Below are 23097 nucleotides of genomic sequence, written 5' to 3'. Positions count from 1 at the left end.
GAGCCGGTCGTAACGCTCAAAAATTGGGGATGAGTTAACTATCGACCGGTTCACGAGTTTCTTTTTCGGAAAGCCTTCATGTTACCCACGACTTTCTTAAGGTGAGGGGCTGGCGTCGAATCGGGGGGAACGCCTAGATTGGCAAAATGCCTTATGCCGGTTTCGTCCCCCTTCGCGTCTTTTCTTCCTTCACCATGCTCGAAGGGGCGATCGACCCCAAGAAGATCGCCAAACAGGCCAAGGCCCTGGGCTTTCCCGCTGCGGCGATTACCGACCGCAACGGCCTCTACGGCTCCATGGCTTTTTCCGATGCCTGCAAAGGGGAGGGGGTACAGCCGGTCATCGGCGCGATGATCGGCATTTCCCGGCCCGGCCGTCCTGCCAATGCCGCGCCGGTGCATGACTGGATCGCCCTTTATGCGCAGGATTCGACGGGTTATGACAATCTCTGCGCGCTCGTTTCCATGGCGCATCTGGACCGGCCGGTCGAGGAAGTGCCCCATATCAGCCTGGAAACGCTGGCGGGCCGCACGGACGGCCTGATCGCATTGACGGCAGGGGGCGAGGGAGCCCTGGCGCGCCTTTTCGCCGAGGACCAGCCCGATGCCGCACTGGCCTATGCGGACCGGCTTGAAGAGCTTTTCCCTGGGCGGCTCTATATAGAAATCTGCCGCCGTCTCGATCCGGTCGAGGGGAAGGCGGAACCGGAACTGCTCGATCTTGCCTATGCGCGCGACCTGCCGCTGGTGGCGACCAATCCCACCTGTTTTGCAGAGCCGCATTTTCATGAGGCGCATGACGTGATGCTCTGCATTGCGGACAGCGCCTATGTGGAAACGCCCGATCGGCGCACCAGTTCGCCCGATGCCTGGATGAAACCGGCGGCGGAAATGAAGCGGCTGTTCGAGGATCTGCCCGAAGCGCTCGCCAACACGCTGGTGGTCGCTCAGCGCTGCGCCGTGGCCGCGCCTAAGCGCAAGCCGATCCTTCCCAGCCTCGCCGGCGATATAGAGGGCGAGGCGATGATGCTGCGTGAGCAGGCGACACAGGGGCTGGAGGAACGGCTGGCCAGGGTCGGGATCACCGGCGAGGAAGAGCGCAAGCCATATTTCGACCGATTGAAGTTCGAAACCGACATCATCATCCAGATGGGGTTTCCGGGCTATTTCCTGATCGTCGCGGATTTCATCAAATGGGCCAAGGATCATGATATTCCGGTGGGGCCGGGCCGTGGTTCGGGCGCCGGTTCGGTCGTCGCCTGGGCACTCACCATCACCGATCTTGATCCGTTGCAGTTGGGGTTGCTGTTCGAACGCTTCCTGAACCCGGAACGCGTTTCCATGCCCGACTTCGATATCGACTTCTGCGAAACCCGGCGCGGCGAAGTCATCCGCTACGTCCAGCAGAAATATGGCGCGGATCATGTCGCGCAGATCATCACCTTCGGTAAGCTCAAGGCTCGCGCGGTGCTCAAGGACACAGGCCGCGTGCTCCAGATGAGCTATGGCCAGGTCGACCGCCTCGCCAAGCTGGTGCCCAACCATCCGACCGATCCCTGGACGCTGGAACGGTCCCTGAATGGCGTTGCCGAATTCAGGGCGGAATATGACAATGACAATCAGGTCAGGCGGCTGATCGACTATGCGATGAAGCTGGAAGGTTTCCCTCGTCACAGCTCTACCCATGCTGCGGGCGTGGTGATCGGCGACAGGCCCCTGTCGCAACTCGTGCCGCTCTATCGCGACCCCCGATCCGACATGCCGGTGACGCAGTTCGATATGAAATATGTCGAGGGCGCGGGGCTGGTGAAGTTCGACTTCCTTGGCCTCAAGACCTTGTCGGTCCTGCACAAGGCCGTGCAACTGCTCGCCGGGCGGGGGGTGGAGATCGATCTGAACGTACTCGGCTGGGACGATCCGGCTGTCTACGAACTGCTCCAGCGCGGTGATACGGTGGGCGTATTCCAGTTGGAATCGGAAGGCATGCGCAAGACGCTGGCCGCCGTGCGTCCGACCAATTTCGGGGACATCATCGCGCTGGTGTCGCTCTATCGTCCCGGGCCCATGGACAATATCCCGATGTTTGGCCGTCGCAAGAACGGCCAGGAAGATATTGAATATCCCCATATCCTGCTGAAACCGATCCTCGAAGAAACCTATGGCATCTTCGTCTATCAGGAACAGGTGATGCAGGCCGCTCAGATACTGGCCGGTTATTCGCTGGGTGACGCCGATCTTCTACGCCGCGCGATGGGCAAGAAGATCAAGGCGGAAATGGATGCCCAGCGCACCCGTTTCGTGGAGGGCTGCGCAAAGAGTGATATTGCGGCAGGCAAGGCGAACGAACTGTTCGACCTGATCGACAAGTTCGCGGGCTACGGTTTCAATAAATCGCACGCGGCCGCCTATGCCTTGCTCGCCTATCAGACGGCTTGGCTGAAGGCGCATTTCCCGGCGGAATTCTACGCCGCCTCCATGGCGTTCGATATTCACCTGACCGACAAGCTGACGGTGTTCGTCGATGATATGCGTCGAATGGGGCTCAGTTGCCTTGCGCCGGACATCAATCGCAGCCTGGCCGATTTTTCGGTCGAGGCGGTTGAGCAGGAAGGCGATGATCCACGCCTTGGCTTTGCGGTGCGCTATGCGCTGGGGGGCCTGAAAGGTGTGGGCGAAAAGGCGATGGAACAATTGGTCGCGGAGCGCGACGCGGGCGGTTCCTTCAAGTCGCTGGACGATTTTGCCGACCGGATCGAACCGCGCCTCCTGAACCGGCGCCAGTTGGAAAGCCTGGCGGCGGCAGGTGCGTTCGACGGCATCCATGCCGACCGAGCGGGCGTCCACGCCGCCGCCGAGACCATTCTGAGCGTGGCCGCCAGCGCGGCCGAGGCACGGGAAAGCGGGCAGGGCGGCTTGTTCGGGGACGTTGAGGCACCCCATGCCGATGTGCGCATTCCCCCGCACCAGACCTGGTCGACCGCTGACCGCATGGCGCAGGAAAAGGATGCTTTCGGCTTCTATTTTTCGGCCCATCCGGTGGATCGCTTCCGGCATCTGGCGGAAGCGCGGGGCGCGAAGAGTTATGGCGCGATTTGCGCGGAGCCAGTGGCCGAAGGCGGCCGGGCCAATGGCGTGATGGCCGCCATGGTCGAGGATGTGCGCTGGCGCGAAACCAAGCGGGGCGCGCGTTATGCCGCCGCCACCTTCTCCGACAGCAGCGGCCAGTTTCAGGCGAGTTGCTTCGATGAGGAGGCGTGCAAGGCGATCGAAGACATGGCCCGCGAAGGGGATTGCGCGCTGCTGATGGTCGAGCTGGACCGTCTGCCTGGAGAGGAAACGCCGCGCGTCACCATTCGCGGGGTTGAGCCGTTCCGCCACCTGGCCAACAGTTCACGTATGGAATTGGTGGTCGATGTCAGTGATCCGGCGGCGGCCGAGACTTTGGCGCAATTGCTGGCGCGCGCGAAGGGGGGGCGGAGCGAAGTCTTTCTTCGCGCACCCGTCGCGGACGGCAAGGCTGCACGGCTTTTCCTGGGGGACGATTATCTAGTCGGCGCCGACCAAGTCGATGCGATCGCGCTCATTCCAGGTCTCCGCATTGGCCGCTTCGAACGGATGGAAGCCAAGGCCGACGGTTACCGAGCGCGCAACAGGCGGTCGGGAATGAGGCTCGTGAGTTAGAGGGCGCCGCGTTAAATCAAGGTCTGGGACGCGCGCCCAGTTTTTCGTTTCCGCCCCATTTTTGCGCAAGACCGGTTCCCACTTTTGCGCAAGATGCTCTAAAATAACCGTAATTGGTCGCCTTGGGGCGGACGGAAGAGGTCGGTGCGCAGCATCAGTCGCCGGCCGCCCAAGCCTGCCCGCTGGCGTGCTTTCAGAAAGCGCGCCCTGATAAGGTCGGCCCATACGCCCTTCCCGCGCATCCGGCTGCCGAAATCGGGATCATTGTCGCGCCCGCCCCGCAATTCACGGATGATCCCCATGACCTTGCCCGCACGATCGGGATAGTGAGCCTCCAGCCATGCCCGGAACAAGGGCGCGACCTCATGGGGTAAACGGACGGGGATATAGCTCACTTCCCGCGCTCCCGCCGCAGCCACATGGGCGATCAGCGACTCTATCTCATGATCGGTGATGGCGGGGATGATCGGGGATATGCTGGCGACCACCGGAACGCCAGCCTCCGATAAACGACGAATGGCGTCGAGTCGACGTAGTGGATGCGGCGCACGCGGTTCCAATGTCCGGGCGACAGCAGGATCAAGGCTGGTCACGGAAATCATCACGGAAACAAGATCGTGCCGTGCCATCCCGGCAAGCAGGTCGATGTCCCGCAAGACGCGGTCGGACTTGGTGGTGATATAAACTGGGTGTCGACATTCCCATAATATTTCAAGGCATTGTCGAGTAATTCTCCAATCCTTTTCAATGGGTTGATACGGATCGGTATTGGTCCCGATGGCCAGCGGAGCGACATGATAGGACTTGCGCGAAAGTTCGACTTTCAGCAATTGCGCCGCGTTCGGCTTGGCGAACAGGCGCGTCTCGAAATCGATCCCGGGCGACAGGTCGTGATAGGCGTGGGTGGGCCGCGCAAAGCAATAGATGCAACCATGTTCGCATCCCCGATAGGCGTTGATCGACTGGCTGAAGGCAATATCCGGGGACGCGTTGCGGCTGATGATGGTGCGTGGTTGCTCCACCGTGACCTGTGTACGGCGGCGCGGCGGAAGACCATCCACTTCTTCAAGCGTGTCGAGCCAATCCCCATCCGCAATCCGTTCAGGCATGTTGAAGCGCCGGCTCTCGCCATTCAGCGTCGCACCTCTGCCCTTCTCAACGACCATCTTGTCGTTAGAACATAAGAAGAACATATTGACAAGAGGCTTTGCTCCGGGCATCAACATGCCATGATTTCAGGGGGGTGGATGAAGAGGATAGCGATGGCCGTGGCCATGGGAATCGTCGCGACGGCGTCGCCATCCTGGGCGGCCGATGCCGACCCTTGCGGTGACGGACTTGTCTGCGCCAGCGATCCGCAATCGGTGGTCCGTGCCTTGCAGGCCGAGGGCTATAAGGCTGCTCTGGACAAAAGTAAGACAACCGGCAATCCATTGATCGAAAGCGCCGCCAATGGCTATAACTTCACCATCTTCTTCTACGAATGCGAGCAGGCGAAGAAATGCGGATCGCTGCAATTTCAGCTGAGCTTCGAGGATGATGGCGGCAATACACCGGAACTTGCCAACAAATGGAACAAGGACAAGCGTTTCAGCCAGATGTCCGTCTGGGACGATCATTCGCTGGCACTGGCTTATGATGTGACGACCGTAGGCGGGCTCAATCAGAAGAATTTCGCCGATGTGATCGACTGGTGGGCGGTCATGCTGGGCGAGGCCGCGAAATTCTTCAAGGAAAACCCGGTGAAGGGCAAATAAACCTCAACGCTCGGTCAGGCGCGGCATCAGTTCGACGAAATTGCAGGGGCGAAAACGGCTGTCGAGTTGGCTGACCAGAATGCCGTCCCACGCGTCCTTCACGGCGCCGGTCGATCCCGGTAGCGCGAAAATATAGGTGCCCCGCGCGACGCAGGCCGTCGCGCGCGATTGGATCGTGGAAGTGCCGATGGTCTGATAGCTCAACCAGCGGAAGAGTTCGCCAAAGCCGGGGATTTCCTTATCCTGAACCTGGGCAAGCGCCTCCGGAGTGACATCTCTGCCCGTGACGCCGGTTCCCCCGGTAGTGATGATGCAATCGATCTCGGGATCGTCGATCCAGCTATGGAGCCGGGCGACGATGGCGGCGCGTTCGTCCCGTTCGATATAGCGCATGGCCAGGATATGACCGGCAGCGCCGATTCGTTCCGCCAATATGTCGCCCGAACGATCATCGGCGGTTGTCCGGCTGTCTGACACGGTGAGAAGCGCGATCCGGACCGGCAGGAAGGCCCGGCTTTCATCGATCGGCATCAGTCGGAGCCGCCCGCGATGCTCGCACTCGCCATCGGCGTCTTGGGGGTCAGCCGAACGAGACGCGCACCCTTGGCGCCCGGGAAGGTCGGCCACAGGCTCTGAGCCATGCCGGTCAGCGAATCCGCGCTTCCCTTCGCCTGGATCTGATACATCCAGTAATTGCGCATCACGATGTTCACATAGGCGCGGGTTTCATAATAGGGCAGCGATTCGATGAAGAGCAGGGGATCGCCATTGTCCTTCACTTCGCTATTCCACCGCTCCACCGGCATTGGCCCGGCATTGTACGCGGCCATCACCTTGGGCAGCAATCCACCTGTCGCGCTCATGTCGCGCAGGCTTTCGAGATAGCGCTGGCCATATTCCATGTTGGTCGACGGCACGAAAAGCTGGTCGGAAGAGGCTAGACCCATGAGGTTGCCGGTGCTGGGCAGCACCTGCATCAGGCCGCGCGCACCCGCGCTGCTGACGACGTCACGGCGGAAACCCGATTCCTGCAATGTGTGCGCATAGATCAGCGCGGGATCGACCCGCCAGCCGCCGTCGGGACGCCACGCCGGGGCAGGGAATCGGGCAAAGCTTGCCGGCTGCTTGCCCGCAGGCCCGTTATGCGCCAGCCAGAGCTGCGTTTCCGGAAGATTCAGCGCGCTGGCGAGGCGAAGCAGGGCGTCATACTGACCCGTGCCGCCGATCCGCGCCTGATAACGGAGCAACTGATCGGCCCGACCATTTTCGCCGACCGCCACCAAGGCGATCGCTGCGCGGGCGTTCGGGCTGTCCTTGAGTTGCTGCCATTCGACGGGGCCGAAGCGGGCCGCAACCGGAGCGCCGCCCAGCGGCATGCCCAACGTCTCGCGCGCCAGCAGCCCATAGAAACTTTCATCCGACCGAGCGGCGGTCTTGAGGAAATTTTCGACCTTCTCCGCTTCACCGCAGACCATATAGGCCCGCGCCGCCCAATAGGCGCCTGCGGCCCGCATATCCGCATTGCCGGCCAATGCCGAGACATTGGCGAATGCGGGGGCAGCCGTCCGGCAATCATTCTGCCGCCAGGCGGCAAGCCCTGTGGTCCAATGGGCCTGCACCGCCCAGTCGCCGCCGCTGCGGCTTTCCAGCGCCCTGGCCGCCATGCGTCGGGCGTTGTTGTCGTCGCTTTCGATATAATAAGCCCAGGCAACGCGCTGCCGCACTTCCGTCAGGCCGTCCGGCGTCAGGCCGGGTTCCGCGGTAGCAAGCAGGGCCTCGGCGCCCGCGGGGTCATCATTCTTGATGAAGGGCTGGATTTGGCCGACCAGCGTCTGGGCCAGCATGTCCGTCTTGACCGCGGGCACATATTCGCGGCGCGGCGCGCTACCCAGCCAGACCATCTTCTGAACCTGGGGCAGGGTAGGTAAAATCGTCGCCCCGCGCTTTTGCGCGAGACGGGAAAGCTGATCCGCCTTGTCGAGCCAGGGCGCCTTGTTGATCAGATCCAGCACTTCGAACAGTTCGACGCGCGGTGAATTCTTGGCGAGATACAGTTCCGCCAGGGCAACCGGCCGGATGGCGTCGTCTGCTCCCAATGCAAGAGTCATCGCCTTGGCATCGACCCATTTCTGGTCACGCAGCGCTGCAAAGATGGCACTGTAGCGTGTCCTGTCGGCATCGTTCAGTTGCAACGGTGCTGTGGACCGGGAATTGGAATAATCAACTATGGCACCCCCTGTATCGGCGCGAGTGGGCATGGCAGCCAATGCGGCGGCGGCAGCCATGGCCAGGCATGACGAACGGGTTACGGCGCGAATCACTGGGGCATTTCCTCGATCAGACTCTGCAATATACGCCAACACTCCGCTTTTGCCGCGGGCTGACCGAGCAGCAGGCGGGGATGAAATGTGGCGAAGACGGGAACAGTGCCGTCATCATGGTTAAAATTCGGTAAACGATGATTTTCGGGCAGTAGCGCGCGGATCGTGCGGTCGCCCAGCAGCAACAATCGCCGGGGCGCGGCAAGCATCACATGTGTGCGCATTCTTGCCGCGGCGGCCATGAGATCAGAAGCCTCGACCATGCCGCCGGGGGGGCGCGACAGAAAAAGCGATGCGAGATGGATGTCCGCACGACCGAGTCCGATGGCACGCAGCATGGCGTCGAACAACTGTCCCGCCTTGTCGGCAAGCAAATGCCCTGCGCCGACATCGGCGGGATCGGGCATGTCGGTGACGATCATCAACGGTGCGTTGGTGGGACCTGTGGGCAGGATCGGCGTGCCGGGCCAGCGGCGTTCCGGCTGATCGGCCGCCTCGGCAAGCCAGGCAAGGAATGCCTCCAAGCTTTGCGGAAGGGATCGCGACGGCGCTTGGGACGCAACCGGGGATTCGCCGATCGCCGCTGCCGTCGGCGCGGGACGCAACCAGTTGACCGGCGTCTCACCGACGGCGCAATCCACGCCTGCCAGATTCCACCATGCCAGATAGGCGCCGGCAGCTTCTGCCACATTTTCCTGCAATAATCCCCGCATCGATCTTCTTGGGCCAGAGGTTGACGCCGTGGTCAAGTTTCTTCATCGCGCTCAGTGGTAAAACGTTTGGGTAGCGCGGCGATCGGATTGGGGAGAAAACCAAGGGCGCGCGCAAGATGGAGGGACTATGAGCGAACGGGATTCGATGCCCTATGACGTCGTCATTGTCGGCGGAGGACCGGCCGGGCTGTCGTCTGCGATCAGGTTGAAGCAGTTGGCGAACGAAGCCGGGCAGGAATTGTCGGTTTGCGTACTCGAGAAGGGGTCGGAGATCGGGGCGCATATCCTGTCGGGCGCGGTGGTCGATCCCAAGGCGCTGGATGAACTGTTTCCCGAATGGCGCGATATGGGTTGTCCCATGGCGGAAACGCCGGTGACGGATAACCAGCACTGGTTCCTCAGCAAGGGCGGCAAGATGGCGATGCCGCACATCATGACGCCCGGCTGGATGCACAATAAGGGCACCTATACCGGATCGCTGGGCAATCTTTGCCGTTGGCTGGCCGAGCAGGCCGAGGGGCTAGGTGTCGAAATCTTCCCGGGCTTCGCAGCGGCGGAAATCCTCTACAATGAGGACGGTTCGGTGAAGGGTGTCGCTACCGGCGACATGGGCATCGACCGCGAAGGGAACCGCAAGCCCGACTATCAGCCGGGCCTGGAACTGCATGCCTGTTACACCTTCTTCGCCGAGGGCGCGCGCGGCCATCTGACCAAGATACTGAAGCGCCAGTTCGCGCTGGACGCCGACTGCGAACCGCAGGTCTACGGCATCGGTATGAAGGAATTGTGGGACATCGACCCCGCCAAGCACAAGCCGGGTCTGGTCATCCACACCCAGGGATGGCCGCTGACGGATGCCTATGGCGGCGGCTTCCTTTATCATCAGGCCAATGGTCAGGTGGCCTTGGGATTCGTCGTGGGCCTTGGCTACAGCAACCCCTATCTCTATCCGTTCGAGGAATTCCAGCGCTGGAAGCAGCATCCGGAAATCCGCAAATATCTGGAAGGCGGCCGTCGCGTCTCCTATGGCGCGCGTGCGATCAACGAGGGTGGCTGGCAGTCGATCCCCACGCTCGCCTTCCCTGGCGGTGCGCTGATTGGCTGCTCCGCAGGGTTCGTCAACGTTCCCCGCATCAAGGGCACGCATACCGCGATGAAGTCGGGAATGCTGGCCGCCGAATCAGCCTTCGCGGCGATCCAGGCCGACCGTTCGGGCGACGTGCTGGCCGATTACGAGCCGACGCTGCGGTCGAGCTGGATCGCGGCCGAGTTGCAACTGGTGAAGAATGCCGAACCGCTGCTGAGCAAATTCGGCGGCACCATCGGCACGGTTCTGGCCGGCATCGACATGTGGATGCGCACGCTCAAGATCGGCTTGCCCTTCACGATGAAGCACAAGCCCGATGCCGAGAAGCTTTGGCGCAAGGACGTCAGCAAGAAGATCGACTATCCCAAGCCCGACGGCGTCATCAGCTTCGACCGTCTGTCTTCGGTGTTCCTCAGCAACACCAACCATGAGGAAGATCAGCCGGTGCATTTGCAGCTCAAGGACCCGTCGATCCCGATCAGCTACAACCTGCCCCTTTATGACGAGCCGGCACAACGCTATTGTCCGGCGGGTGTCTATGAAGTGGTCGGGCTGGAAGAGGGCAATCCCCGTTTCCAGATCAATGCGCAGAACTGCGTCCACTGCAAGACATGCGACATCAAGGACCCGACCCAGAATATCAACTGGGTCGTGCCCGAAGGCGGCGGAGGACCGAACTATCCCAATATGTAGGCGCCTGCCTCAACATGCATTTGCTGCAATGATGCTGATGCTGCCCGCCGTGGCGGGGGCATCGGTCGATCCGGGGAGCGCGCTGCACGCCTATATGCGCGGGCGATTGGCAGACGGCGACGGCGCCCCCGGCCTGGCGCTCAACAGCTACCGACAGGCGCTGGGGCGGGACCCCGCAAGCCTGTCGGTAGCCCGGCGTTCCTATTTCCAGGCGCTGATCAGCGGTGATCGGGTGCTGGCGCTCAAATCCGCCGCCTTGCTGGAAAGTGATGGGCTGCTGCCCCGCGACGGCACGCTGCTTCAGATTGGCGACGCATTGAACCGCAAGGATTGGGCGTCGGCGCGCGGACTGGTCGATCGGCTGGTCACGGAAGCCAATTTCGCCTTTCTCGCGCCTATCATCCTGAGCTGGATTTCGATGGGCGAAGGGCATTATGCGCCGCCCGCCATTGATCCCAACGACCGTTTCGCGTCCCTGGCAAAACGCTATGCCGACGAGCATCAGGCGCTGCTGGCGCTTGGCCGCGGCGATCTGGACATGGCGGAACCCGCCATCCATCGCGCGCTGGCCCTGCGGGTCGGACCGGCGGCGGATATGCGATTGCTCTTCGCGGGACAACTCGCGGCAAGGGGTGCGAAGACTCACGCTTTGGCGCTGCTGCCGGAGGATGAGGCCGATCTCGCCCGGGCACGGGCCGATATTGATCGGGGCAGGCCGCCGGCCGCAGGCGGCAAGCCACTGTCGCCCGCGCAGGGGTTCGCATATCTGCTCGCACGGTTGGCGGCTGATATCTCGACCGATAACAGCACAGGAACGCTGGGTATCCGGCTGGCGCGAATCGCCAGCTTCGCCGCCCCCGAGGAAAGCGCGCTTCGCGTCGTTCTTGCGGACCTGCTCACGCGGGGTGGCTATTCCGCCTATGGCGTGGAGGAAGCGCGCAAGGTTGTGCCCATGGGTTGGTATGGTGCGCTGGGACAGGCAGAACTGGTCGAGGCGCTTGCCGCGTCGGGCCGGCGCGGGGAGGCTATTGCCCTGGCCCGCACATTGGCGGCAGCCCCTCAGGCTGGCGCGGGACGGCATGTACAGCTTGGCCGGCTTCTGGCGGAGGATAAGGATTTTGGCGGTGCGGCGCTCGCCTTCCAGGCTGCGCAGGCGCGCTATCCCGAAGAGGGCGTGCCTTGGGCCCTGCTGTTGTTCGAAGGGAGCGCACTCGAACAAGGCGCTCGTTGGAGCGAGGCGCGGACGGTGTTGGAACGGGCGGCCAGGATCGCGCCCGATGAGCCGACCGTCCTCAATTATCTGGGCTATGCGCAGATCGAGCGGCGACAGAATATGGACTTAGCGCTTGGGCTGTTGAAGCGGGCCAGCGCGCTCAAACCGCAGGACCCCTCGATCACGGATTCGCTTGGCTGGGCGCAGTTCGTCACCGGCGACCTGGACTCGGCCGTGCCGATGCTGGAACGCGCGGCGGCGGGGGCTCCGGCCGATGTGACGATCAACGAGCATCTCGGCGATGCGCTCTGGGCGGTGGGGCGCCGTTACGAAGCGCGCTATGCTTGGCGCGCAGCATCGGTTTTTGCCGAAGGGCATGCGGCGGAGCGTCTGGCCGCCAAGACGAAAGAGGGAATGAAACCGGAATATGCCGCACGTTGAAGCGGAATGCCGTGCCGGAGAGCTGGTCGAAACGGCCTTTGCCAAGGTGAATCTGGCGCTCCATGTCCGGAAAAGACGGCCTGACGGCTATCATGCGCTGGAAAGTCTGTTCGTCTTTGCCGAAGCGGGCGATCGGCTGGCCGGTCATGTCCGGCCCGATGGCATGATCAGCCTGCGTGTGGAGGGTCCTTTTGCGCAGATGCTGGATGCCGGACCGGATAATCTGGTGATGAAGGCTGCCTGCGCCTTGCGCTTCCATGTCGGGAAAGAAGATGGCGCGGCGTTGGTGCTGACGAAGAACCTGCCTGTCGCATCTGGCATTGGCGGCGGTTCGGCCGATGCAGCAGCGGCGTTGCGGTTGCTGATGCGGTTGTGGGACGTCTCCATCGCGCCGGAGACGCTGGAGCAGATTGCCCTGTCGCTGGGATCGGATGTTCCGGCCTGCCTGTCCAGCGTGACGCAGATGGTAAGTGGCCGGGGCGAAGTGTTGCAGCGCCAGACGATCCCCGGGCTGGCGGGTATGCCCATGCTGCTGGTCAATCCCGGTGTGGGCGTTTCGACGGCACGCATTTTCGGAGGATGGGATCAGGTCGATCGCGGCGCTTTGGCGGCCAGCGATCTCCGGCAATTGGTCGAGGCCGGGCGCAACGATCTTGAACCGCCGGCGATGGCCGTGGCACCCGTCATCGGCGAGGTGCTGTCAGGCCTGCGATCCTGCGAAGGCGTGGCGATGGCCCGCATGTCGGGATCAGGCGCGACGTGCTTCGCGCTGTTCGATACGGAGCGTGATTTGGTGGCGGCGGCGACTTCGCTTCGGGAGGGGCATCCGCAATGGTGGATCGCGGAAACAAGGATCAGAAGCGCATGAACGAGGCCTATACGGAGGTTGACGGCGGCGATCTCGATATATTGATCATCGGCGATCATGCCTCGGCCCGCGTCCCGGTTGATGTCGAACTGGGCATCGATCCCGCGCTGCTGAACGATCATATCGCGATTGACATCGGCGTGGCCGAGGTCAGCACGCTTCTCGCCCGACAACTGGGCTGCACCGCCATATTGGGTGGTGTGTCCCGTCTCGTGATTGATCTCAACCGGGAAGATGACGCTCCCGGCCTGCTTCCCGTGATGAGCGACGGCCACGCCATTCCCGGTAACCGTCATGCCGACCTTGCCGCGCGGATGATCCGTTTCCACCATCCCTATCATCATCGGATCGGTCGGCTGCTCGACGATATGGGATCGCCCTTCATCCTGTCGGTGCATAGTTTCACACCCCGACTGGCAAGCGATCCCGATCAGCAGCGCCCGTGGGATATCGGCATTCTTTATAATGAGGATGACAGGGCGGCGCGCATCGCCATTCCCCAGCTGGAGGATGCGGGCCTGAAGGTTGGGGACCAGCAGCCCTATTCCGGCAAGTTGCTGAATGCGACGATGAACCGCCATGCGGAGGATAACGGTATCCCCTATCTTGGTGTAGAGATGCGGCAGGATCTGGTTGGCGATCCGGAGGGCCAGGCGCGTTTCGCCAGGATATTGGGCCCGATCGTCCTGGAATGCCGCAACCAGCTGGCATGACGAGCATGCCGAGATATGGCCTTGCAGCGGGTACGATGGCGCTTTTCCTGGCGTTGACAGGATGCCGCGCGCAACCGGGGGCGGGTCATGCCGAACAAACGGTGGAATGCGCGATCGGCATCGGCGCCGACTGGACCGGCCATTGCCCCGTCGAGCGTGATGGCGATCTTCTGACCATACGCCATGCCGATGGCGGGTTTCGTCGCTTCCTGATCATCCAGAATGGGCAAAGCGTCATGCCCGCCGATGGCGCGGAGGAATCGAGCAATCGCAGGGTGGACGGGGACAGGACGGAATTGAGCGTCGGACCTGATCGTTATCGTCTGCCCGCGCGGTTCGGCGAGGTGCTGAAATGAGCAAGGCTGAGGCGATCTTGACTGCCGCGCAAATGCGAGCGGCCGAGCAGGCGGTCTTTGCGACCGGCGTGCCCGAATATGAATTGATGGAGCGCGCTGGCGCGGCTGCGGCGGAGATTGTCTGGCGGGCAGGCGGCAAGAGGGACCTTCTGGTGCTGTGCGGACCGGGCAATAATGGCGGCGACGGTTTCGTGATCGCCCGATTGCTGCGCGCGCGCGGTGTGCCGGTCCGCGTCGCTGCATTGGGTGAAAGCCTGACACCTTCGAGCCTCAAGGCGCGGGCGTGCTGGGCGGGGCCGGTGGAGGATATCTTCAGCGCCGCACCGGCGACCCAGATTGTCGATGCCCTGTTCGGAACCGGTTTGTCGCGGGGGTTGGACCCTGTCCTGGCCGATCGCCTCTGCGCGCTGACGGCCAGCGCCGGTTTCAGCTATGCGGTCGACTTGCCCAGCGGCGTCGATACGGATAGCGGCGCCCTGCTTTCGGCCGTTCCGGCCTTTGGCATATGTGTTGCCTTGGGCGCCTTTAAATCCGCCCATCTGCTGCAACCGTCCGCGAACTGCTGGCAAAGGCTGATCTGTGCAGATATCGGCATTGATGTGTCGGCTGCGACGGTTCATCGCCTGTCTCCGCCACCCATGTTCCCGCCGAAACCGTTGGACCATAAATATAGCCGCGGCCTGGTCGCGGTGGTTGGCGGCGAAATGGCGGGCGCCGGCCAGCTTGCCAGCCACGCCGCTGCGCATTCCGGAGCAGGGATGGTTCGTCATATTGCGCGCGATTTGGTCGGCGGCGGCCCCGATGCCATCATCACGCAAAAGGCCGACGGCGCTGGCGATGTCGGGCGATTGCTGAATGATGCCCGGTTCAAGGCCGTTCTGGTCGGGCCGGGGCTGGGCCTTGATCAGGACGCGACCGCGAGGCTGGAGGCGGCGATGGTGAGCGGGCACCCCCTGGTGCTGGACGCGGACGCGCTTACCCTGCTTGCGGGCAAGGGTGTCGACGCCATTCCGGCTGGCGCGATCCTGACTCCGCATGAGGGCGAATTTGTCCGCCTGTTCGGCGACTTGCCGGGCAGCAAGATCGACCGCGCGCTGGAGGCTGCGAGGCGAGCCGACGCGATCCTGATCTACAAGGGCAGCGATAGCGTCATCGCTGCCCCCGACGGCCGCGCAATGATTGCATCGGGCAGTTCCGCCTGGTTGTCGACGGCAGGCACTGGCGATGTGCTGGCGGGGCTGGTGGCTGGCCGGCTTGCCGTCACTGGGGACAGATATCGCGCAGCTTGTGAAGCGCTGTGGCTCCATGGGGAGGCCGCGCGAAGGGCCGGGGCTGCATTCGTCGCGGATGATTTGCTTGTGGAACTGCCAGCGGCTATCGCCTCGCGCCTGTAATCAAGGCCAAGAGCGTGACCGACATCGAAAACGACATCATCGTTCGCATTGCCGCCAAGGGCGACGGCGTGACGGCCCAGGGGCGCCATGTCCCGTTGAGCGCGCCGGGCGACCGCATCAATCCTGACGGATCGATCCTGCGCGGCCCCCACCATGTCGATCCGCCGTGCCGCCATTTCCCGTCCTGTGGCGGCTGCGAATTGCAGCATGTGGATGAGGCCAGCTATGCCGATTTCGTGATCGCGCGCGTGACCGGGGCCTTGGCCGGGCAGGGTGTGATAGCCGGTAGCATTTTGCCGCCGCATATCTCGCCGCCACGCACGCGACGGCGCGCTTCGCTGCGAGCGAGCAGGCAAGGGCGCAGGGTGGTCATCGGCTTCGCGGAGGCCGGGAGTCATGCGCTGATCGACCTTTCCATGTGCGAGATACTCGATCCCCGCCTGTTCGCCCTGCTGGAGCCTTTGCGCGCGCTTTGTGCAACGATCCTGCCGGATCGGCAGGCGGCGCATGTGCGCATGTCGCTGACCGATCAAGGAATCGATCTGCTGCTGGAAGGCGTGAAGGTCGAAGGATTGGCGGCGGACGAAGCCCTGCTTGGCTTCGCACAGGAACAGGCGCTGGCCCGGCTGACCGTCGATGAAGGCGATGGCCCGCAGACCCGTTGGGAGCCGGAACTCGTCACCGTCAGCTTCGGTGGCGTGCCGGTGGCCTTTCCGCCCTATGCCTTCCTCCAGGCCACGCCTGACGGCGAGGCGGCGCTGGTGGGAACGGTGCGCGATGCGCTGCCGAAGCAGGGTGTGGTGGCCGACCTGTTCTGTGGGCTGGGCACTTTTGCGCTGGCGCTGGGGGAGGCGCGCCCCGTCTATGCGGCGGAAGCGGCGCGCGATCTGGTGCTGTCGCTCAAATCGTCGGCCAATCGCGCGCAGCGGCGGATGGTGGCGGATCATCGCGACCTGTTCCGGCGTCCGCTGACACCGACGGAACTGGACCGCTTTGCCGCCATCGTCATCGACCCGCCCCGGGCGGGCGCCAGGGAGCAGGTGATGCAGATCGCGGCCTCCGCCGTTCCGTCGATCGCCTATGTTTCGTGCAATCCCGCGAGTTTCGCGCGCGATGCGGTTCATCTGATCGGTGGGGGCTATCGGCTGGAAAGCGTCCGTCCGGTCGGGCAATTCCGCTGGTCGACCCATGTGGAACTGGTCGGGATTTTCCGGCGCGGATAAGATTAGCCCCCCGCCGCGGGGGAGTGCGGCGAGGGACCTTGCATCCTCTCCCAAGGGGAGGCCTGAGCCTCTACCCCAGCTTGATGACAGTTGCGCGACGGCGAACCGGAACAGCATCGATATAGAGGCTGGCCATCGGCTCATCTTCCACTTCGACGATTGCTTCCGATGTGAAGCCGTTGAAGCCGGTACGCATCGCAGCGCCGTAGGCTCCGAGCATCCCGATCTCGATATAATCGCCCGCCCGCACATCTTCCGGCAGCATGAAGGGCCCCACCATATGGTCCATGTCGTCGCAAGTGGGACCGTAGAAGGAGAAGCCGGTCAGTTCCGCCTCGCTCTCTTCCTCGCGCAGCAGGGCCACGGGAAAGCGCCAGCCGATATGCGCCGCGTCGAACAGCGCGCCATAGGCGCCGTCGTTGATGTAGAGTTCCGAGCCGCGACGACGCTCCACGCGCACCACGACGGAGCTGTATTCCGCCGACAGAGCGCGGCCCGGCTCGCACCACAGTTCCGACGAATAGCTGACCGGCAGGCTTTCGAAGCCGCGATGGATCGCATCGAAATAGGCCTCCAGCGCGGGCGGTTCCATGCCGGGATAGACAGACGGAAAGCCGCCGCCGACATCGATGATGTCGACCGTGACGGCCGCGTCGACGATCGCGGCGCGCACGCGTTCGATGGCGTCGCTATAGGCCTGGGGCGACATTGCCTGACTGCCCACGTGGAAGCAGATGCCGAGCGCGTCCGCCGCTTGGCGGGTGGCCATCAGCAGTTCGCGGGTTTCGCCCAGTTCGGCGCCGAATTTGGACGCGAGGCTGAGTTCCGAATGTTCGGAGGAAACGCGCAAGCGCACGCACAGCTCAAGGTCGGTCGCGTCGTTCGTGGCGCGCAGGATTTTTTCCAGCTCGTCGAGCGTGTCGAGCGAGAAGGTGCGCACGCCATGGACATGGTACGCCTCTGCGATCGCTTCCTCGGCCTTGACCGGGTGCATGAAGCAGAGCTTGGCCTGAGATCCGTCAGCATCGGCCAGCGTCTCAGCGACAAGCCGCACTTCCGCGATGGAGGCCACGTCGAAATGCGTGATCCCGCTGGCGAACAAAGTGCGGATCAAATCGGGAGACGGATTCGCCTTGACCGCATAGAGCGAGCGCCCCGGAAACTTCTCCGTGAAGAAGCGGGCGGCCCGGGCAGCAGCCTGGGGACGAATCAGCGTTACCGGTGCTGCCGGTGTGAGGGTGGTCGCTACCCCCAGCGCGCTATGATGCTTGTGCAACTCAAGGGACCTCCAGTGTAGTCGTTGGCAAAGAAGCTGCCTTGCGGTGGAAGTCCCATGGGGCAGCGGAGGGCCGATATATGCCCGCCATCCCCCCCTGTAAAGCGCGTGCGTAAATTTTGTTGCGCGGCCGACTACGAAATGTGCGTCAGGAGAGACGGGACTTGAAATCCTCATAGGAAAAACGGCGGATTTCCTTGAGTTCGTCGGTTTCCGAGTTCCACAGCCAGATGGCGGGCAGGGGCACGCCGTTGAATGTATTGGTCTTTACCATCGAATAATGTGCCTGGTCGAGGAAGGCGATCCGCCGTCCCGGAGTCGCGCCGCCGGGGACTCGATAGTCGCCGATAATGTCTCCCGCGAGGCAGGACGGACCACCGAGTCGAGTGGCTTGCCCTTCCGAATCCTCATGCAGCATGGCGGGGCGATAGGGCGCCTCGATGACATCGGGCATGTGGCATGTGGCGGAAATGTCCGTGATGGCGACCGGCATGCCGTTGTCGATCACGTCGAGGATTTCGCCCACCAATATGCCGGCGTCGAGCGCCATCGCCTCGCCCGGTTCGATATAGAGTTCCAGGCCGGTCTGCGCCTTGATGCGTTGCAGGAAGGCGATCAGCAGATCGATCTGGTAGTCGGCGCGGGTGACATGGTGGCCGCCGCCGAAATTGAGCCATTTGAGGCGGCCGACATGCGGCATGACGCGTGACTCGATCGCTGCCCAGGTGCGTTCGAGCGGCAGGAAATCCTGTTCGCACAGATTGTGGACGTGCAGGCCATCGACCCCGTCCAGATGTTCGGGCCGCAACTGGTCGACGGGGAAACCAAGCCGGCTGTGGGGTTGGGAGGGGTCGTATTTGGGCACTTCCCCCTCCGCATGAAGGGGGTTGATGCGCAGGCCGATGTCGAAGTTCACACCGTTCAGACGCGCTTCGTCGATGACGGGACGCAGGCGGGCGATCTGGCCGGGGCTGTTGAAGATCACATGGTCGGAGATCTTGAGGATTTGGGCCAGATCATCGGGCTTGTAGGCGGCGCAATAGGTCGCGACCTCGCCGCCATATTCCTCCCGACCCAGACGCGCCTCGTAAATGCCAGAGGCGCAGACGCCGTCGAGATATTCGGCAACGACGCCGCCCAGCGACCACATGGAAAAGGCCTTGAGCGCGCCCAGCACCTTGATGCCCGCGCGTTCGCCGATGTCGCGCAGGATCGACAGGTTGCGCCGCACCGCCGCCTCGTCGACGACGAAGGCGGGCGAGGGGACGCGGTGGAGATCGAAATGCGCGAAGGCGGCGGGATCGCCGGCTTTGGTTTCCATGGGGCGCTCCCCTTGAGGATCAATAGGCAGTGCCCCGGCGCGATGGCCGGCGCGATGGCCGGGGCGATGGCCGGGGCGATGGCCGGGGCAATGGTCTGTCGTTTCGTGCGGCTCAGAAGTCGAGCGGCGCGTCCAGTTCCTTGACCTGCCAGGGCAGGCCATGCTTGTTCAGCATGTCCATGAAGGGATCGGGATCGAGCTGTTCGATGTTGAACACGCCCTCACCCTTCCACGCGCCGGTCAGCATCAGCGCGGCGCCGATCATGGCCGGGACGCCGGTGGTGTAGCTGACCGCCTGGTTGCCGGTTTCGGCATAGGCTTCCTCATGGTCGCAGACATTGTAGACATAGACGGTCTTCTGCTGCCCGTCCTTCTCGCCGGTCGCGATGTCGCCGATGTTGGTCTTGCCCTTGGTCGTGGAGCCCAGGCTCGACGGTTCGGGCAGCACGGCTTTCAGGAACTGGAGCGGGATGATTTCCTGGCCATTGTAGACGACCGGGTCGATCCGCGTCATGCCGACATTCTGGAGCACCTCCAGATGCTTGAGATAAGCGTCGCCGAAGGTCATCCAGAAGCGGATGCGCTTGATCTCCGGGTAGAATTTGGCGAGCGATTCCAGTTCCTCATGATACATGAGGTACATGTTCTTCTCACCCACCTGGTCGAAGACGAAGGGCTGCTTGTGCTTGAGCGCCGGACCTTCGACCCACTTGCCGCCTTCCCAGTGGCGTGACGGCGCGGTCACTTCGCGGATGTTGATTTCCGGGTTGAAGTTGGTGGCGAAATGCTGGCCATGGTCGCCGCCATTGCAGTCGAGGATGTCGAGCGTGTCGATCCGGTCGAGCAGGTGCTTCTTGATATAGCTCGCAAAGACGCTGGTGACGCCGGGGTCGAAGCCCGAACCCAGCAGCGCCATGATGCCCGCTTCCCTGAACCGATCCTGATAGGCCCACTGCCAGCTATATTCGAACCGGGCGGTGTCGCGCGGTTCGTAATTGGCGGTGTCGAGATAGTCGGTCTTGGTCGCAAGGCAGGCGTCCATGATCGCCAGATCCTGATAGGGCAAAGCGAGGTTGACGACCAGCTTGGGCTGCACCTTCTCAATGAGGGCGATGGTTTCGGCGACATTGTCGGCATCGACCTGCGCCACGTCGATGGTGACGCCGGTGCGCGCCTTCACTGATTCGGCGACCTTCTCGCAGGAGATGATGCGGCGGCTGGCGAGCGTGATATGGCTGAAAATATCAGGATTTTGGGCCATCTTGTGAACCGCGACAGAACCCACGCCGCCCGCGCCAATGACCAGTACCTTGCTCAATTCAACTGCTCCATAGCTGTGCCGCGCATCAGGCGCGAAAGCGCCCATATAGGGGCTGCGCGTGACAGCGCAAAGTCACAGGTTGGGCGGGCGCGATCCGCAGGGTTCGCAGCCCCGAAGAAGGGACGAAATTTTCAACTGACCAGCCGCCGCAGGCCCGCCACCGTGTCCGCTTCATTTGCCGGTTTGTCGCGGCGTATGCGGGCGATGCGGGGGAAGCGCATGGCGAGGCCCGATTTGTGCCGCTTGCTGTCATGGATGCTGTCGAAGGCGACTTCCAGAACCAGCGACTTTTCGACTTCGCGCACGGGGCCGAAGCGGTTGACCGTGTTGGTCCGCACGAAGCGGTCGAGCCATTTCAGTTCCTCGTCGGAGAAGCCGGAATAGGCCTTGCCCACGGGAAGCAACTCGCCGTCCTGCGTCCAGCAGCCGAACGTATAGTCCGAATAGAAGGATGAGCGTTTGCCGTGGCCGCGCTGCGCATACATCATCACGCAGTCGGCGGTCAGCGGGTCGCGTTTCCATTTGTACCAGAGCGCGGCCTTGCGTCCGGCGACATAGGGACTGTCGCGGCGCTTGAGCATCACGCCTTCGATCGAAGCGTCGCGAGCGCCCGCGCGGATCCCGGCAAGGGTCTCGAAATCGGGCGCTTCGATCAGGGCGGAAATATCGAACCGGTCGGGGTCGAGGGCCGGGACGGTGGTTTCGAGTGCCGCGCGGCGTTGTGCCCAGGGAAGCGCACGCAAGTCGTTTTCCCCGTCGAGCAATATGTCGTAGAGCCGGACGAAGGCGGGATAGTCGCTCATCATCCTGGCCGTCACCGCCTTGCGACCCAGGCGTTGCTGGAGGGCGTTGAAGCTGGCGGCTTCACCGCCCTGAAACTCCCCCTTGACCAGCAATTCGCCGTCAAGGACCGCGTGATGGCGGAAGGCCTGCGCTATGTCCGGGAAGGTGGCGGTGATGTCGTCTCCCGCCCGGCTGTAGAGACGGGTTTCCCGCCCGGTCCCGACGATCTGGACGCGGATGCCGTCCCATTTCCACTCGGCGGCATAATGGTCGAGGTCGACGCTTTCCGCCTCCAGCGGGTGAGCGAGCATGAAAGGGCGGAAGAAAGGCGTGCCGGCCGGATCGGGACGGTCGGCCTTGCCCTCGGCCCATCGGAAGAGATCCGTATAGGGGGGAGCGAGGGCGTGCCAGCATTCCTCCACCTCGTCGACGTCGAGGTCGAACGCCTGGGCGAAGCCGGTCTTGGCAAGGCGGGCGGAAATGCCGACGCGCAGGCCGCCGGTGGCGAGCTTGAGCAGGGCGAAGCGGCCGGAGGCGTCGAGATGATCCATCATCCCGGCAAGGACGGCCGGGGCGGAAGCGCGGCTGACGGCGTGGAGGCGGTCGACAATGGCGGACAGGGTGAGGGTGGCGTCGTCCACCTCTTCAGCCTGGCCCTCTGCCCTGGGCCAGAGCAGGGCCACGGTTTCGGCGAGGTCGCCGACATAGTCGCGGCTCATTTCGAAAAGGACCGGGTCCGTGCGGGCGCGGGCCATTGCACCGATGGTGGAGGCCTTGACGGCATTAAGGTCCAGATTGCCGGTGAGCGCGGCCAGCGCCCATCCCCGGTCGGGGTCCGGGGCGGTGCGCATATAATGGGCGATGAGGTCGAGCTTGCCATTGCGGGACCGGGTGTAGACGAGGCCGTCGAGCAATTGCGAGAAGGCGCGCATCACCCCTCATCCTCATCTTCGCGGCCCACCAGGGCCAGGGCGCGGGCGCGCATCTGACGGGTCATGCACCAGTGGAGCAGCGCTTCCTCCCGCCCGTGGGTGATCCAGGTTTCCGATGGAGCGACTTCGCGAATGGTATCGGTCAGCTCGTCCCAATCGGCATGGTCGGAGATGACGAGCGGCAGTTCGACATTGCGCTGGCGCGCGCGCTGGCGGACACGCATCCATCCCGACGCCATGGCGGTGATCGGATCGGGCAGGCGGCGGCTCCAGCGGTCGTTGAGCGCGGAAGGGGGGGAGACGATGATGCGCCCGCGCATCTCCCTGGCCGGCACGTCCGTGGCAGGGCGGAGGTCGCCCAGTTCGATCCCGAACTGGCGGTAGAGGTCGCACATCCGTTCCAGCGCGCCATGGATGTGGATGGGATCGTGATGGCCGCGCCCGCGCAGTTCCATGATGAGCCGCTGGGCCTTGCCGAGCGCATAGGCCCCGACGAGGACGCAGCGGTCGGGATGGGCGTGCAGGGCGGCAAGGAGGCGATCGACCTCGCTGCCCGTGTCGGGATGGCGGAAGACGGGGAGGCCGAAGGTCGCTTCGGTGACGAAGATGTCGCAGGGAACGGGCTCGAACGGCTTGCAGGTCGGGTCGGGGCGGCGCTTGTAATCGCCGGTGACGACGACGCGCTCCCCCGCATGGGAGAGGACGATCTGGGCAGAGCCCAGGACATGGCCGGCGGGCACGAAGCCGATCGTGACGCCGCCCATGCGGACCTCTTCGCCATAGGGGACAGGCGTACCCGATGCCGTGCTATAGCGCAGGGCCATGATGGCGAGGGTCTCCCGCGTGGCCCAGACATGGCCGTGCCCGCCGCGCGCATGATCGGCATGGCCGTGGGTCACGAGGGCGCGTTCGCGCGGGGTGGAAGGATCGATCCAGGCGTCGGCGGGGCGGACGTAGATGCCGGTCGGGTGAGGTTCGATCCAGTGGGGCATGGCTTGTTGGAAA

The 23097-nt window shown here is 63.3% G+C and carries 18 protein-coding genes; 9 read left to right on the top strand and 9 right to left on the bottom strand.

The window, feature by feature from the left end; all coding sequences use genetic code 11:
• Window positions 1-146: 146 nt before the first annotated feature.
• Window positions 147-3680 carry a DNA polymerase III subunit alpha gene (gene dnaE / locus YP76_RS07445; RefSeq protein WP_046762961.1) on the top strand — a complete coding sequence of 1178 codons (3534 nt, stop codon included), beginning with the start codon at window positions 147-149 and terminating at the stop codon, window positions 3678-3680.
• A gap of 98 nt (window positions 3681-3778) precedes the next feature.
• Here the strand turns inward: dnaE and YP76_RS07440 are convergent, their stop codons facing one another.
• Complete coding sequence (locus YP76_RS07440; RefSeq protein WP_046763275.1) at window positions 3779-4846, bottom strand: PA0069 family radical SAM protein; 1068 nt, start codon at window positions 4844-4846, stop codon at window positions 3779-3781.
• A gap of 81 nt (window positions 4847-4927) precedes the next feature.
• Here YP76_RS07440 and YP76_RS07435 point away from each other — a divergent pair, with 81 nt between their 5' ends.
• Window positions 4928-5437, top strand: coding sequence for a YbjN domain-containing protein (locus YP76_RS07435; protein WP_046762960.1), 510 nt, complete (start codon window positions 4928-4930; stop codon window positions 5435-5437).
• A gap of 3 nt (window positions 5438-5440) precedes the next feature.
• On the opposite strand, the gene moaB is transcribed toward YP76_RS07435, so the two are convergent.
• From moaB to YP76_RS07420, 3 genes are read right to left on the bottom strand one after another with little or no spacing between them, the layout of a single operon-like run.
• Complete coding sequence (gene moaB / locus YP76_RS07430; protein ID WP_046762959.1) at window positions 5441-5968, bottom strand: molybdenum cofactor biosynthesis protein B; 528 nt, start codon at window positions 5966-5968, stop codon at window positions 5441-5443.
• Complete coding sequence (locus YP76_RS07425) at window positions 5968-7758, bottom strand: lytic transglycosylase domain-containing protein (RefSeq protein ID WP_046762958.1); 1791 nt, start codon at window positions 7756-7758, stop codon at window positions 5968-5970. Before YP76_RS07425 ends, moaB begins: the two co-directional genes overlap by 1 nt.
• Entirely contained in the window at window positions 7755-8447 is a 693-nt protein-coding gene (locus tag YP76_RS07420) for a uracil-DNA glycosylase family protein (protein ID WP_232307476.1), read from the bottom strand. Before YP76_RS07420 ends, YP76_RS07425 begins: the two co-directional genes overlap by 4 nt.
• A 151-nt stretch (window positions 8448-8598) precedes the next feature.
• Here YP76_RS07420 and YP76_RS07415 point away from each other — a divergent pair, with 151 nt between their 5' ends.
• From YP76_RS07415 to YP76_RS07385, 7 genes are read left to right on the top strand one after another with little or no spacing between them, the layout of a single operon-like run.
• A complete protein-coding gene (locus YP76_RS07415) occupies window positions 8599-10251 on the top strand; it encodes an electron transfer flavoprotein-ubiquinone oxidoreductase (RefSeq protein WP_046762956.1) in 1653 nt (550 codons plus the stop codon).
• A gap of 31 nt (window positions 10252-10282) precedes the next feature.
• Window positions 10283-11905 (top strand): tetratricopeptide repeat protein, encoded by a 1623-nt coding sequence (locus tag YP76_RS07410; RefSeq protein ID WP_046763274.1) that lies wholly within the window; start codon window positions 10283-10285, stop codon window positions 11903-11905.
• Window positions 11892-12773: a 4-(cytidine 5'-diphospho)-2-C-methyl-D-erythritol kinase gene (locus YP76_RS07405; RefSeq protein ID WP_046762955.1), complete on the top strand. Its 882-nt coding sequence runs from the start codon at window positions 11892-11894 to the stop codon at window positions 12771-12773. The genes YP76_RS07410 and YP76_RS07405 overlap by 14 nt, the downstream gene beginning before the upstream one ends.
• A complete protein-coding gene (locus YP76_RS07400; RefSeq protein WP_046763273.1) occupies window positions 12770-13486 on the top strand; it encodes an N-formylglutamate amidohydrolase in 717 nt (238 codons plus the stop codon). The genes YP76_RS07405 and YP76_RS07400 overlap by 4 nt, the downstream gene beginning before the upstream one ends.
• The gene (locus tag YP76_RS07395) at window positions 13483-13842 is read left to right on the top strand and encodes a hypothetical protein (RefSeq protein WP_232307475.1); all 360 of its coding nucleotides are present in this window, start codon (window positions 13483-13485) and stop codon (window positions 13840-13842) included. The genes YP76_RS07400 and YP76_RS07395 overlap by 4 nt, the downstream gene beginning before the upstream one ends.
• The gene (locus YP76_RS07390) at window positions 13839-15236 is read left to right on the top strand and encodes a bifunctional ADP-dependent NAD(P)H-hydrate dehydratase/NAD(P)H-hydrate epimerase (protein ID WP_046762954.1); all 1398 of its coding nucleotides are present in this window, start codon (window positions 13839-13841) and stop codon (window positions 15234-15236) included. Before YP76_RS07395 ends, YP76_RS07390 begins: the two co-directional genes overlap by 4 nt.
• 14 nt (window positions 15237-15250) lie before the next feature.
• A complete protein-coding gene (locus YP76_RS07385; RefSeq protein WP_046762953.1) occupies window positions 15251-16459 on the top strand; it encodes a class I SAM-dependent RNA methyltransferase in 1209 nt (402 codons plus the stop codon).
• A gap of 70 nt (window positions 16460-16529) precedes the next feature.
• Here the strand turns inward: YP76_RS07385 and YP76_RS07380 are convergent, their stop codons facing one another.
• The 5 genes from YP76_RS07380 to YP76_RS07360 all read right to left on the bottom strand — a co-directional run bounded on the left by YP76_RS07380 (window position 16530) and on the right by YP76_RS07360 (window position 23084).
• A complete protein-coding gene (locus YP76_RS07380; RefSeq protein ID WP_046762952.1) occupies window positions 16530-17735 on the bottom strand; it encodes a type III PLP-dependent enzyme in 1206 nt (401 codons plus the stop codon).
• A gap of 148 nt (window positions 17736-17883) precedes the next feature.
• Complete coding sequence (locus tag YP76_RS07375; protein WP_046762951.1) at window positions 17884-19056, bottom strand: carboxynorspermidine decarboxylase; 1173 nt, start codon at window positions 19054-19056, stop codon at window positions 17884-17886.
• 112 nt (window positions 19057-19168) lie between these two features.
• Window positions 19169-20374 (bottom strand): saccharopine dehydrogenase family protein, encoded by a 1206-nt coding sequence (locus YP76_RS07370; protein WP_046763271.1) that lies wholly within the window; start codon window positions 20372-20374, stop codon window positions 19169-19171.
• Window positions 20375-20508: 134 nt separating this feature from the next.
• Window positions 20509-22092: a cisplatin damage response ATP-dependent DNA ligase gene (locus YP76_RS07365; RefSeq protein WP_046762950.1), complete on the bottom strand. Its 1584-nt coding sequence runs from the start codon at window positions 22090-22092 to the stop codon at window positions 20509-20511.
• Window positions 22092-23084, bottom strand: a complete 993-nt coding sequence (locus YP76_RS07360) for a ligase-associated DNA damage response exonuclease (RefSeq protein ID WP_046762949.1) — start codon at window positions 23082-23084, stop codon at window positions 22092-22094. The genes YP76_RS07365 and YP76_RS07360 overlap by 1 nt, the downstream gene beginning before the upstream one ends.
• Window positions 23085-23097 lie beyond the last annotated feature (13 nt).

Origin of the sequence: Sphingobium chungbukense (genome assembly GCF_001005725.1) — a bacterium.
Lineage (GTDB): Bacteria > Pseudomonadota > Alphaproteobacteria > Sphingomonadales > Sphingomonadaceae > Sphingobium > Sphingobium chungbukense.
Note: the sequence above shows the minus strand (reverse complement) of the source record. Positions and strands in the feature narration are given on the sequence as shown.